The organism is Acidovorax sp. 99 (assembly GCF_003096455.1).
GTDB classification, from domain to species: domain Bacteria; phylum Pseudomonadota; class Gammaproteobacteria; order Burkholderiales; family Burkholderiaceae_C; genus Acidovorax; species Acidovorax delafieldii.
Map to the genome: position 1 here is coordinate 594,249 of NZ_QEKU01000001.1, position 13,138 is coordinate 607,386.

General features: G+C 62.7%; 12 protein-coding genes. 5 read left to right on the forward strand and 7 right to left on the reverse strand.

Annotated elements, in window-relative coordinates; translation table 11 throughout:
• Window positions 1-12 precede the first annotated feature (12 nt).
• The 3 genes from C8C95_RS02905 to C8C95_RS02915 all read right to left on the reverse strand — a co-directional run bounded on the left by C8C95_RS02905 (window position 13) and on the right by C8C95_RS02915 (window position 2,648).
• The gene (locus tag C8C95_RS02905) at window positions 13-1,179 is read right to left on the reverse strand and encodes a class I SAM-dependent methyltransferase (protein WP_056064931.1); all 1,167 of its coding nucleotides are present in this window, start codon (window positions 1,177-1,179) and stop codon (window positions 13-15) included.
• 174 nt (window positions 1,180-1,353) lie between these two features.
• Window positions 1,354-1,875, reverse strand: coding sequence for a GNAT family N-acetyltransferase (locus tag C8C95_RS02910; RefSeq protein WP_056065189.1), 522 nt, complete (start codon window positions 1,873-1,875; stop codon window positions 1,354-1,356).
• Window positions 1,876-2,042: 167 nt separating this feature from the next.
• Window positions 2,043-2,648 carry a hypothetical protein gene (locus C8C95_RS02915; protein ID WP_116747579.1) on the reverse strand — a complete coding sequence of 202 codons (606 nt, stop codon included), beginning with the start codon at window positions 2,646-2,648 and terminating at the stop codon, window positions 2,043-2,045.
• Window positions 2,649-2,811: 163 nt separating this feature from the next.
• Between C8C95_RS02915 and C8C95_RS02920 the strand changes: the two genes are divergently transcribed.
• On the forward strand, window positions 2,812-3,447 hold the full coding sequence (locus C8C95_RS02920) for a response regulator transcription factor (protein WP_099730786.1): 636 nt from the start codon (window positions 2,812-2,814) through the stop codon (window positions 3,445-3,447).
• A complete protein-coding gene (locus C8C95_RS02925; RefSeq protein WP_116747580.1) occupies window positions 3,434-5,332 on the forward strand; it encodes an ATP-binding protein in 1,899 nt (632 codons plus the stop codon). Before C8C95_RS02920 ends, C8C95_RS02925 begins: the two co-directional genes overlap by 14 nt.
• Here C8C95_RS02925 and C8C95_RS02930 read toward each other — a convergent pair.
• The 4 genes from C8C95_RS02930 to C8C95_RS23980 form a co-directional block, all read right to left on the reverse strand.
• Window positions 5,304-6,743 carry a coniferyl aldehyde dehydrogenase gene (locus C8C95_RS02930; RefSeq protein ID WP_116747581.1) on the reverse strand — a complete coding sequence of 480 codons (1,440 nt, stop codon included), beginning with the start codon at window positions 6,741-6,743 and terminating at the stop codon, window positions 5,304-5,306. The genes C8C95_RS02925 and C8C95_RS02930 overlap by 29 nt on opposite strands.
• Window positions 6,744-6,889: 146 nt before the next feature.
• A complete protein-coding gene (locus C8C95_RS02935; RefSeq protein ID WP_116747582.1) occupies window positions 6,890-7,240 on the reverse strand; it encodes a hypothetical protein in 351 nt (116 codons plus the stop codon).
• 75 nt (window positions 7,241-7,315) lie between these two features.
• Complete coding sequence (gene clpB / locus C8C95_RS02940; RefSeq protein WP_116747583.1) at window positions 7,316-9,922, reverse strand: ATP-dependent chaperone ClpB; 2,607 nt, start codon at window positions 9,920-9,922, stop codon at window positions 7,316-7,318.
• Between the two features lie 679 nt (window positions 9,923-10,601).
• On the reverse strand, window positions 10,602-10,733 hold the full coding sequence (locus C8C95_RS23980) for a hypothetical protein (protein WP_279323198.1): 132 nt from the start codon (window positions 10,731-10,733) through the stop codon (window positions 10,602-10,604).
• Window positions 10,734-11,362: 629 nt separating this feature from the next.
• On the opposite strand from C8C95_RS23980, the gene C8C95_RS02950 reads away from it, so the two are divergent.
• The 3 genes from C8C95_RS02950 to pilV are packed head-to-tail and all read left to right on the forward strand — an operon-like array spanning window position 11,363 to window position 13,130.
• Window positions 11,363-11,959: a GspH/FimT family pseudopilin gene (locus tag C8C95_RS02950; protein WP_116747585.1), complete on the forward strand. Its 597-nt coding sequence runs from the start codon at window positions 11,363-11,365 to the stop codon at window positions 11,957-11,959.
• A complete protein-coding gene (locus C8C95_RS02955) occupies window positions 11,953-12,510 on the forward strand; it encodes a GspH/FimT family pseudopilin (RefSeq protein WP_116747586.1) in 558 nt (185 codons plus the stop codon). The genes C8C95_RS02950 and C8C95_RS02955 overlap by 7 nt, the downstream gene beginning before the upstream one ends.
• Window positions 12,498-13,130 carry a type IV pilus modification protein PilV gene (gene pilV / locus C8C95_RS02960; protein WP_116747587.1) on the forward strand — a complete coding sequence of 211 codons (633 nt, stop codon included), beginning with the start codon at window positions 12,498-12,500 and terminating at the stop codon, window positions 13,128-13,130. Before C8C95_RS02955 ends, pilV begins: the two co-directional genes overlap by 13 nt.
• Window positions 13,131-13,138: the final 8 nt, after the last annotated feature.

Consider the following 13,138-nt stretch of genomic DNA (forward strand, 5'->3'; position numbering starts at 1 on the left):
GTCTGTGCGGGTTCAGGCCGCAGCAAGCCGCCACAGAGACGTGACCTCGGCCGCACGCGCAGCGTGCAGCGCATCCTGCGCGTCGGCAGCCTTGGCATGCACCGGCTTGACGTCGTGGCGGCCACGCACCACCAGGCCCGCCTCGGCAATCCAGGCCAGCAGATGTTCGCGCGGGCGCAGGCCCAGGTGTTCGGCCAGGTCCGACAGGATCAGCCAGCCCTCGCCGCCGGGCTCCAGGTGTGCCGCCAAACCCGCCAGAAAGCCCTTGAGCATGCGGCTGCCTTCGTCGTACACGGCGTGTTCGATGGGCGAGTTGGCGCGCGCCGGCACCCAGGGGGGGTTGCACACCACCAGCGGCGCCCGGCCCGGTGGAAACAAGTCCGCTTGCTGCAACTCGACGCGGTCGAGCAGCTGCAGGCGCTGCAGGTTCTCGCGCGCACAGGCCAGTGCCCGGGGATCCTGGTCGGTGGCCACCACGCGCTGCACGCCACGGCGCGCCAGCACGGCCGACAACACCCCCGTGCCCACGCCAATATCAAACGCCAGGGCCTTGCTGGGCAAAGGTGCTGCTGCCACCAGCCCCACGTATTCGCCACGCACCGGCGAGAACACACCATAGTGCGGGTGAATGCGGTTGAGCGGCGGGGCACCCAGCGCAGGGATTTCGACCCCTTTCTTGCGCCACTCATGCGCGCCCACCAGCCCCAGCAGCTCGCGCAGCGTGGCCACAGAGCGCTCGCCGGTCGCAGGCCCCCAGGCCTCTGTGCAGGCCTGGCGCCAGTCGGGCGCGCGACGCAGCGCAATGCTGTAGTCACCCTCCAGCGGAATCAGCACCGACGCCAGCACCCGCGCGCGCTGCGCTTGTGCCTGGCGGTGCAGGTGAAACGCTTCGGCCGCCGTGGCCGCCGCCAGTTTCTGGGACGCCTTTGCAGCCGCCTTGCGGGGCTTCTTGTCGGCCCGGCGCATCAGCGCTTGCAGCAGGTGCCGCGCGTTCTGGAAATCACCCTGCCACAGCAACCCCGTCCCCTCACAGGCCATGCGGTAAGCCGTGTCGGCGGCCAGCGTGTCGTCAGCCCCCTCTACCCGGCGCGGCGTTGAGGCGCCACTCTCGGAGCGCCACAGGGCTTGCTGGGGCTGGCCCTGGTGGGTCCAGTGGATGGTGGAAGGATTTGTTGGCATCAGAGTCTGACAGTGCCGCGCACAGTCCGTAGTGTGGGAAACAGGCGCGCGGCAGGCCGGGGATGCCGAGCAAGGGCCGCCCCGCAGCGAGGGCATCGTCCCCCTGCCCGCGCAGCGCAGCGAAGCCAGAGCGGAGGGAACGAGCGCAGCGACGCAGGGGGGTGTCGTCGCACTTTATGCGTTGATCGGGCGCTTCAGGCGCACTTCTTCGATCTTCACGCCGCCGATCACGGCGGTCTTGGCGGTGGACAGCTCGCGCTTGAAGCCGGCCAGCTCATGAAAGCGCAGGGCGCGCTCATTGCGCAGCGGCACCCAGGCGGTGACGTTGGTGCAGCCTTCTTCTTGCAGGCCGTCACGGGCGGCGTCCCACAGGGCCAGGCCCACGCCCTGGTTCCAATGGGTGGGGGCCGCGTAGATGGCCCAGATTTCACCAGTGGTGGGGCGGGACTTTTCATCGCGCGAGCGGTCGTAGCCGACAAAGCCGACGATCTTCTCGCCATCGACCGCCACCTGGACCTGGGGCTCGCAATATTCAATGGCCTCGCGCCAGTAGGCCTGGCGCTTTTCGACCGACATGGATTTCAACTGCTCGTCTGGCACCAGCCCTTTGTAAGCCTCTTGGGCAGAGACAGTGTGGATCTGGGCGATGGCTTTGGCATCGCGAAGCGTAGCGGGACGAACCTGGATACTTGACATGAAAAAACCGAACGAAAACGGGGAATGAAAAAACAAAAGGACCGGCATTGTCGCCGCAAACGGTTTTTCCACCCTGACAGGCGGGTAGCGCAGCCCTGTCGGTCACGCCTCCCAGCCTGGCTTTTCGCCCCCCACGCCCCGCATGCGCAGGGGCCCGCAGCCGACCCTCAGGCCATGACCATGGCGCCCGACAAGGCGCTGCCCGCAGCCGCAGTGGCCGCTGCCGCTGCGCGCTGCACCATCGCGCGCTTGTTGCGGGGGCGGGGCACATGCACTGCCGGTGGGGCGCCGTTGATGGCCGCGAGGCTGAGCACCAGGGTGACGGTGCGCGAACCGCCATCGCGGTCTTCGCTGGCATACGCACGGTAGCTGCCGTTGCCCTGGCCATGGCTGCGCTGCACCGTATGGAACGCCACCCGCGCCCCCGTGACCCGGTGGCCGCCAAAGGGCAGCACCCGCAGGCGCGCGTCGCGGTCCAGCGCCAGGCCCAGGTTGCCCGGCCGGTTGATCAGGTCGGTGCGGATGCCGCGCCAGGTCTGCCCAGCGTCGGCCGAGAACTGCCAGGTGCCAGCCTGGGCGTCCAGGTGCTCGATCACCACGCCGGCTGCCGCCAGCATGTCGGGGCAGTGCTCCTGCACGATGAGCGCCACGCTGTTGCCCCCCAGGCCCGTGCCCGAATGGGCTGCGCCAGGGTTGGCCGCGGGTCGTCGTTCGCTGTGGTGCAGGCCTGCTTCGGAGGTGCTGGCGCCATGGGTGTGTGCATTGATCGTCATGGGAACCCTTTGAAAACGGAGTGTGGTTACGAAGGTTTGCGCATTGGTGCGCACCCAAAGTGCTTTTCAATGCTTGACGGAAAGTCTAGAAAGTGCACATCCGTGCGTCCATCGCACAAATGGACTAGCCTGCAACACCCGGTTGTGCGCAATACTTGCCTGTATGACTGCCCGTCTTTTGCTTGTGGATGACCACACCCTGTTCCGCACGGGGCTACGCCTGATCGTGCAGGACCACCCCAGCGTGGGCAGCATTGCCGAGGCCGGATCGATCGCCGATGCCTGCGCACTGCAGCAGGCGGAGATCGATCTGGTCCTGCTGGACATCCAGTTGCCCGGCATGAGCGGGCTGGACGGCCTGCGACTGCTGCGACAGGCGTGCCCCCGGGCGCGCATCGTTCTGGTGTCGGCCAGCGTGGCACCCGATGCCATCCACGAAGCGCGCGCGCGCGGGGCCGATGGCTTTTTGCCCAAGTCCGCCAGCGCCGAGGACATCCTGGAGGCCATCAGCTGCGCGCTGTCTGGCCAGCCGTGTTTTCCGATCAACAGCGGCAACAGCGCCACGGTGCGGGGGCCCGACACGCCATCCCTCACGGCACGGCAGCTGGATGTGCTGTCGCTGCTGTGCACGGGCAGGCCCAACAAGGTGATCGCCCGCGACCTGGGGCTGAGCGAGAACACGGTGCGTGTGCATGTGGCGGCCATCTTTGCGCAGCTGGGCGTCAACAGCCGCAGCGCTGCGCTGCTGGCGGCCCAGCGCTTGGGCCTGTCCACCCCGCAGCTCCATGACCCCCTCTGAAACCAGTCCGCTGCCCCTCGAACCGGTGATTCCACCCACGCGCTGGGGCTGGCCGGTGTGGGAGCGCGACGAGGTCCTGCGCGAACAGGTGGCCCTGCTGCGACAGAACTTTCCGATGACGCTGCTGGCATCGCTGGCCACGGCCCTGGGCACGCTCTGGGTCATGGCCCGCGTGGCAGACACGCAGGCCATCACCGTATGGCTGGTCTCGCACACGCTGGTGGTGGCCGGGGTGTACCTCGCGCTGCGCAGCATTGCACCGTTTGTGGACCCGGCGCCGCAGGCCGCGCGCAAGCTCATCGCCTGCATGGCGGCCATGGGCCTGAGCTGGGGCAGCCTGGGCTATGTGGTGCTGTACTGGGGCAACTCCGACAGCGTCATCTACGCCATCGGCATCATCAGCACCGTCTCGTCGGGGGCGCTCGGGCTCGGCGCGCCGCTGTACCGGGCGTACGTCACCTACCTCACTAGCGCCATCGGCGGCGTGATGCTGTCAGTGGCGTTGGCGGGTGGGCCCGTGATGTGGCCTGCGCTGTTCCTGACCGGGGTGTATTACGCGCTGACCTGCCTGCAGGCACGCACGGCCGACCGTGCCACAAGGCGCAGCATTGCGCTCAAGCTGGAAAACGAACGCTTGGTCAGCCAGCTGCGGGCCGAGTCGCAGCGGGCCCTGGCAGCGCAAGAAGCCGCCGAGCAGGCGGACCGCGACAAATCCCGCTTTCTCGCAGCTGCCAGCCATGACCTGCGCCAGCCCTTGCATGCCATGGGTCTGTTTCTGGAATCGCTGCACCGCAGCCCGCTCAATGACCACCAGCGCACCGTGCTGAAACATGCACATGCCGCATCAGGCGCTGCGGCCGAGATGCTCACCACCCTGCTCGACTACTCCCGGCTGGAGGCTGGCGTGGTCAAGGTGCGGCCAGCCGCGTTTGCGGTGCAGCCCCTGCTCACCTCGCTGGAGCAGGAGTTTGGCGTGCAGGCCGATACGGCCGGCCTGGTGTACCGCACCCGCGAGACCTCTGCCGCCGCGTTTGCTGACCGCTCCCTGGTCGGCCTGGTGATGCACAACTTCATCTCCAACGCCCTGCGCTACACCGCCCAGGGCGGTGTACTGATTGCCTGCCGCACGCGTGGAAAACGGCTGGCGCTGGAGGTGTGGGACACCGGGGCGGGTATCCCCGAGCACCAGTGGGAACACATCTTCAAGGAGTTCCACCAGCTCGGTAACCCGGAGCGCGACCGCCGCAAGGGCCTGGGCCTGGGACTGGCCATCGTGCAGCGCCTGGCGCGTGAAATGCGGACCTCCGTGGAGTTGCGCTCGCAGCCTGGCAAGGGGTCTGTCTTCAGGCTGTGGCTTGACCGCTGGCAGGGAGCGCTGGAGGACGATGCCACCACACCCCAGGACGGCCGCAGTCTGGTAGGCCTGAAGGTGCTGGCCATCGACGATGACGAGGCCGTGCGCCTGGGCATGCAGTCATTGCTGCAAAGCTGGGGCTGCCAGTGCATGACGGCAGAATCCAGTGCAGACGCCCTGGAAGTCCTGGAGGACGTGACGCCCGACATCATCATCACCGACTTCCGTCTGCGCCATGAAGAAACCGGCAAACAGGTACTGCAGGCGCTGCGAGCCTATCTGGGAACCAACGTGCCCGCGATCATCATGACGGGAGACACCTCGCCCCAGCGCCTGCGCGACGCGCAGTCCACCTCCGCGTTGCTGCTGCACAAGCCGGTGTCCACAGGCCAACTGCGCGATGCGATGGTGCAGCTCATCACCCAGCCGCCGCTGCCTGCTGCCAGGGTGGACGACGAACCGGAAGACGGTCAGACAGCACCCGGGCAACTCACACAAAGCACTACAACCAGCGGCGCAGCAGCCCCATGACCTGGTCGAACTTGGCCCCATAGGGCGGATAGAACAGCGAGCCCATGGCCCAGCGCGACTGCACCAGCACCGACTTCTGGTGACAGAAGCGCAGGAACCCCTGCTCGCCGTGGTAAGCGCCCCAGCCACTGTCGCCCACGCCGCCAAACGGCAGGTTGTCGTGCGCAATGTGCATCAGCGTGTCGTTCACCGTCACCCCGCCGCTCACGGTGCGGCGCAACACGTCGTCGCGCACGGCCTCGCTCTGGCCAAACCAATAAAGCGCCAGCGGGCGGGGCCCGCTGTTGATGTGGGCAATGGCATCGTCCAGGCGCTCATACGAGATCACGGGCAGGATGGGGCCAAAAATTTCCTCCTGCATGAGCTGCATTTGCGACGTGGCACCAAACACCAGCGTGGGCAGCATCTGGCGGCTTGCACCGTCGCCCAGCGTCCCCACGGTGGGCACCATAGGTTTGCCGTCGGTAGGGTCGATCGTGTGCACCTCTGCCCCTTGTGTTTGCGCCTGCTGCAGCATCGTGCGCAGGCGGGCATGGTGGCGGGGCGTGATGATGGAAGCGTAGTCGGCGTTGCCCTCGATGGTGGGGAACAGGCGCGCCACTGCTGCCCGGTAAGCCTGCGCAAATTCGCCCTCACGGCCGCGCGGCAGCAGCACGTAGTCGGGGGCAATACAGGTTTGCCCCGCATTGAGCAGTTTGCCGTGCGCAATCTTGACGGCCGCGTCCGCCATGTCGCAATGGCCGTCGATGATGCAGGGCGACTTGCCGCCCAGCTCCAGCGTGGTCGGTGTCAGGTTCTGCGCTGCCGCCTGCGCCACCTTGCGGCCCACCGCCGTGGAGCCGGTGAACACCAGATGATCGAAAGGCAACGAGGCAAACAATGCGGACAGGTTGGCGTCTCCCTGCACCACACAGAATTCGTCGGGGGCAAAGAACTGCGCCACCAGTAGCGCCAATTGGGCCGAGGTATGGGGCGTCAACTCGCTGGGCTTGAGCATCACGCGGTTGCCCGCAGCCAGCGCGGTGATGGCGGGTGCCAGGGCCAGTTGCACCGGGTAATTCCACGGTGCAATCACCCCCACTACCCCCATGGGCTGGCGCTGGATGAAGGCGTGGGCCGGCTGAAGGTAAATCGGCGTATGCACCTTTCGGGGCTTGACCCACTTTGCCAAGTGACGCAGCGTGTGCGACAGCAAGGTGCGCAGCACCAAGAAGTCTGCCACCTCCGTGAGGCGGGGTGACCGCATGCCAAAGTCGGCCTGCACGGCCGCCGCGAGCACAGGCCCATTCTCATCGAGCAACTTGCGCAAGCGCAGCAAGCGCTCTCGCCGCACGAGCAGCGGCACGTCCACGTGCGCACGGCTGGCCTGGAACTGAAGATCGAAATGTGCGCGGATATCGGCTGGTGTCATGGACGGATGATAGGAGACACCCCGATGGGCGCGTCACAAAAAGGCAGACGCCCTAGGGTTGATGCCCGTTGGCTCACGCTCGTACCACGGGACTCTCATGAGATGGGGTTGGTTGCAGCCAAAGTGCAGCGGCCGCCACTGCCACATCAACGCAGTTCGCGTGCTTCTACGTCAGTGACCTGTGCCGCCCCCGGCAGGATGCCGCCACGGCGCGATGCGGCGTCTTCACTGGCGCCTTCAGGCGCACTATTGCCGCGGCGGCCAGCAGACCAGCGTTGCGTAGACCGAAAGACCGTGCTGAAGCCTGTGCGTGGGTCCACACCCATCGCCCACGGCGTCACCGGTCGCCCCGTCAGGCGCGCCCAGCCTGCCCGCAGCACCCACACCAGCGCAAGCAACATGGCCGCGACCAAAAGGCTGGCAAACAGGACCAACCCCATGGCCATGACGACCAGACGCAACAGAAGGCTCACGACACCCGCAACAAAATCATTCAAACGACACCTCTCCTTCACAACTTGGGATGCAGATTGCGGTGCTGAATCACACCGCAACCGCCTCCCGAGCCCACATCACTCTTGCGGGGCGACTCCGAACTGGAACACGCCAGGCTCCAGAACAGGGTTGACGGTGACCGGAATCACACTCTTGGGTGGGAATCGCCCTTCCAGCAACAGCTTGGACAGCGGATTCTCTATGCGCTGCTGAATCGCCCGCTTGAGCGGCCGTGCGCCAAACACGGGGTCGAACCCCACCTTGGCCAATTCTGCCAAGGCAGCGTCGGACACCTGCAACTCCAAATCCATCTTCGCCAACCGGGATTGCAACAGCTGCAGCTGGATCTTGGCGATCGAGGCAATGTGCTGGGCATCCAGCGCATGGAACACCACGGTCTCGTCGATGCGGTTCAAAAACTCGGGCCGAAAGTGGTTCTTGAGCTCGCCCCACACCGCTTCCTTGATGTCGTCCGAGTCCTGTCCCACCATGGCCTGGATCAGGTGCGAGCCGATGTTGCTCGTCATCACGATCACCGTGTTCTTGAAGTCCACGGTGCGGCCCTGGCCGTCGGTCAGGCGGCCGTCGTCCAGCACCTGCAGCAACACGTTGAAGACGTCCGGGTGGGCCTTCTCCACCTCGTCGAGCAGCAGCACGCTGTAGGGCTTGCGGCGCACGGCCTCGGTCAGGTAGCCGCCCTCCTCGTAGCCCACGTAGCCGGGCGGCGCACCGATCAGACGGGCCACCGAGTGTTTCTCCATGAACTCGCTCATGTCGACGCGGATCAGGTGGTCTTCGCTGTCAAACAGGAAGCCCGCGAGCGCCTTGCACAGCTCGGTCTTGCCCACGCCCGTGGGGCCGAGGAACAGGAACGATCCAGTGGGCCGATTGGGGTCACTCAGCCCTGAGCGCGAACGGCGAATCGCATTGGCCACTGCGGCAATCGCCTCTTGCTGGCCCACCACACGCTCGTGCAGCTTGGACTCCATCTGCAGGAGCTTGTCTTTTTCGCCCTGCATCATCTTGGCCACGGGAATGCCCGTGGCGCGGCTCACCACTTCAGCGATTTCCTCGGCGCCCACCTGCGTGCGCAGCAGGCGGCGCGTGGCGGGCGCGCCGTCCTTGCCAGCCTCTTGCGCTTGGGCTTCCTTCAACTGCTTTTCCAGCTCAGGCAGCTTGCCGTATTGCAGCTCGGCCACCTTGTTGAAGTCGCCTTTGCGAGTGAACTCCTCGATCTGAAACTTGAGCTTGTCGATGGCCTCGCGCACATGAGCGCTGCCTTGCGCCTGGGCCTTTTCAGACTGCCAGATCTCGTCGTAGTCGGCGATTTCCTTTTGCAGCTTGGTGATCTCTTCCTCGATGAGCGCAAAGCGCTTTTGTGAGGACTCGTCCTTCTCGCGGCGCACCGCTTCGCGCTCGATCTGCAGCTGAATCAGGCGGCGGTCGAGCTTATCCATCACCTCAGGCTTGGAGTCCATCTCGATCTTGATCTTGGACGCGGCCTCATCGATCAAGTCGATCGCCTTGTCAGGCAGGAAGCGGTCCGTGATGTAGCGATTGCTCAGCTCGGCCGCAGCGACGATCGCCGGGTCGGTAATGTCCACGCCGTGGTGGACCTCATATTTCTCCTGCAAGCCGCGGAGGATGGCAATGGTCGCCTCCACGGTGGGCTCGCCGACCAGGATCTTCTGGAAGCGCCGCTCCAGTGCCGCATCCTTTTCGATGTACTTGCGGTATTCGTCGAGTGTGGTGGCCCCCACGCAGTGCAGCTCGCCACGCGCCAGCGCGGGCTTGAGCATGTTGCCCGCGTCCATCGCGCCCTCGCCCTTGCCCGCGCCCACCATGGTGTGCAGCTCGTCGATAAAGACGATGGTCTGACCTTCGTCCTTGGCCAGTTCGTTGAGCACGCTTTTCAGGCGCTCTTCAAACTCGCCCCGGAACTTGGCACCCGCAAGCAGCGCAGCCATGTCGAGGCTGAGCACGCGCTTGCCCTTGAGGCTCTCGGGTACTTCGCCCGCCACAATGCGCTGGGCCAGGCCTTCTACGATGGCGGTCTTGCCCACGCCGGGTTCGCCGATCAGCACGGGGTTGTTCTTGGTGCGGCGCTGCAGCACCTGGATGGCACGGCGGATTTCGTCGTCGCGGCCAATCACGGGGTCCAGCTTGCCAAGACGAGCGCGCTCGGTGAGATCCAGGCAGTACTTGGCCAGCGCACCACGCTGGCCTTCGGCCTCTGCGCTGTCCATCTTCTGACCGCCGCGCACGGCGTCGATGGCGGCCTCCAGGCTCTTGCGCGTGAGGCCGTTGTCCTTGGCGATTTTTGCGGCCTCTCCCTTGCTGTCGATCACGGCGAGCAAAAACAGCTCGCTGGCGATGAACTGGTCGCCGCGCTTGATGGCCTCTTTCTCGGTGGCCTGGAGCACACGCCCCAGCTCAGGGCCGCCTTGTACCTGGTCGTTGCCCTGCACCTGAGGCAGGCGCTTAACCGCCGCCTCGGCCCCCGCCAACAGGCCGGGTACGTTGGCGCCCGCACGCTGCAGCAGCGCCTTCGGGCCATCGTCCTGTTGCAGCATGGCCTGCAGCACATGTACCGGCTCGATGTAGGCGTGGTCATTGCCTAGTGCAATGCTCTGTGCATCGCTCAGGGCTTCCTGGAATTTGGTGGTGAATTTGTCGAGACGCATGGTCTATGTCCTCCGAGTTAGTCTCCAGTTGAGGTAGGGACTACCTCATTTCAAGGCAGCAGGCAAAGGAAGGGCTTGACCAAGATCAACGAGGCGGGACGATCGTAGACACACTACCGCTATCAAATTCATAGCTTGATTCATTCCGGCCCCACTAGACACCTTCGCGGCTCAAACCTGAACGGGCAAGGTACGCATCCACCCGGCATCACGAGCAAAAACAGAGCGTGCGGCATATGTAAAAGGCGATGGCGCTGCGCCGGGGCTGTTACCACGCATAAAAGAAAGCGCCGCCGAGCCTCCGGACCGAGAACGATAAAAAATTTCTGGGCTAACTCAAGAAGACAAGGCTGATAAGCAGTAGTGTCTGTAGTTACTGCAAACTCGCGCTAAAAGATATAGCGATTTGGGTGAGCGCCGAGGCAAGCAGCGCATGGCGCTTCCATTCGAGCTCGAAGATCTACGCTCGCACGCGGCTTATGACCGCAGACCTGGGAGTAGAAGTGGCAAGCCCGGCCTACCGCTGTGACTGTTCAAGGTGGCCGATCCCGATCTGTCCTGGGCCACCGACATGACTTACATCCAAACCTGCCAACGCGGATTACACCTGTTGATTCCGATCGATATGCTCTAAGTGCAGGTCCAGCACCGCTTCTACAAACAGCCGGCTCTCTGACGTTCAGATGTAGGTGAATTCGGCCACCCGCTTCTGAGTCGATGCATTCGCCTGGAACGGGCGGTCCAGCACATTGTCGGCCACCACGCAGCACTCGCTTCGATCCTTGGACGAGCCTTGGCGTGGGGCGAGCACGAAGCGCTCGCTAGCGAATGCACCTATCGACGCGGCGCCATTCACCCGGCTAAAGTACATCGTGCCGCATGCGCCAGGTGCCTTAGGTGCGATCGCTGCGCATGGAGCTCTGTTGTACATGCGCGCCCGGCGTCTCATCTTCAACGCTGCGCAGGCTGCTGAAGCGCATCAGCTAGGCATAGAAGCCGCCTCGCACGCCAGATTAACCAACGAGGCCTTTGGGCGCTTCGCTACTAAACCGAACTTCACACCGACTCCTTCGCAAAGTTGGCTGGGGCTACTTCAAGACGTTGCGCTCTATCTTGCCAGGGCCACGGTCACCGCACACTAACAACCAGCGTGACCGCCTCGAATAGAACTCGCGGCTGAATGTGCGTCTTCTCTCGACGGACCGCCTCCGGGTTTAACAAGGTGGCTTTGAAACCGGCTGCGGTACGGCCTCTGCTGTTGTCCCGGCTGTGAAGTGAGATACCTTTGCGGCTGAGCGAGACAAGAAGGGCAGAGGGCAACTCTAAATACTGGAGCACACCTGCCACAGGATGACGGCCATGCACGCCGGTCGTCGTGTCTCGCCTGCCACTCATCCCAGCGGATCGATCATCAGAGCCATGGCCTCGTAACATAGAAAGATGCATACGCTCCTTCTCCCCCCGCCATCTGACCGCGACCAAGGATTCACCGCGATAGAGCTGATGGTTACGCTAGCCATTTTGGCTGTACTAGCTGCTCTAGCAGCTCCTAGTTTTACACCTATTATCGAAAAATGGAGAGTGCGTGATGCCGCGGAAAATCTTGCGACTACGTTGTACTTCGCTCGATCAGAGGCGATAAAGCTCGGTGGAAATATTATTGTCGCTCGAAATCTAAGCGATAGTGGCTGCACATCATCGGGAAACACTGATTGGAGTTGTGGCTGGCGGGTTTTTTATGATTCCAATAATAACGGTAGCCAAGATACCTGCAATACAGCCAACACTCCCAATGAGTGCGATTTGAAAATTAGCTCTCCTTCACCAAAAGTAAATATCACATTGACTGGTAGCACTGGAATTATCGCCATCAATCGCTGGGGCATGTTGGCAAATGCCGTCAGCGCGACGAATCCCTCCTCAATGGATTTTTTACTGACACCACAAGGTCAGAGCTCCGCCGCAGTCAGCGCAATACGACTGTGCGCAGGCACGGGGGGGCGCATCACACAAAAAAAAGGTAGTGATGCATGCTGATTTTTCAACTATTTCCAATATCCAGAGGCTTCACATCCATTGAGTTGATGGTGGTAATAGCCATTATTGGTTTACTTACAGTACTCGCTGGACCACAATTTACGACACTCATTGATCGCTGGCGAGTTCGCAGCGTAACCGAATCAATGGTAAACAGCCTTCAAGTTGCACGGTCTGAAGCGATAAAGCGCGGGGGACACATTGGCATTCAAAAATTACCCAATACAACCAAAGGCTGCCAACTTGCGAGTACGAATGAAGAGTGGGGTTGCGGTTGGATCATTTTCGTGGACAGCGACAGCAATGGCAAGTACAAAGTTGGCGAGGAGATTCTCCAGACCGTCGTTACCTCCGCCAATACAGATGTAATCCACAAATCCGGCAGCTCCTCCATCAGCGTGGATCGCAATGGAAAGATGAGTGGGTTAAATGCTAAAGGATTTATTATCTCCCCTGCAACTATAGGCATCTCTTCACCTGCCACCCGAGGCATATGCATGGCGGCGGGCGGTCGAATTAAAATCATAGAGGACGTCCCATGCTCCAACTGAAAGCCGCCCAATTCTTAAAAACTCAGCGCGGTTTCAGCCTGTTAGAGGTTTTGGTCGCGATCGTTGTGATGACACTCGGCATTTTGGGAATACTGGGTGTGCAAATGCGGACCCTGACAGACACCCAAGCGGGTGTTCGGCGTGGTCAAGCCATTCGGTTTATTGAGGACCTTGGCGAACGGCTAGAAAGTAGCCCCGATGCATTGAACAACTTGGTAAATTACAAGGTAGCGTTGGCCGACGCTCTTCCCACAGACACCAGCGAATGCTGCACCAGCGCAGCATGCAATCCGACCGACTTGGCAGCATGCGACCTCCGGCAGTGGCGCCTGAGGGTCGACCGCACGTTGCCAGGTGCTAAGACAGCCATCTTCATTCCCCAAGGTGCCCCCCGCCAACTTGGGGTAATGATCGGCTGGAATGAGAACCGATATAACCAAAATGGACAGAGTTTCAGTTCTTCTGACCTGACAGCACTTACCGCACCGCTTGCAGTATCTGGAATTGATTCCGCTGGCACAGCTATCAGTTGCCCCAGCGGACTAATATGCCACATACAGTATTTACAACCAACACAGCGATGCACACCCGAAGGTGGCACTTTGTACTGCCCGAATTGACGAGCCCT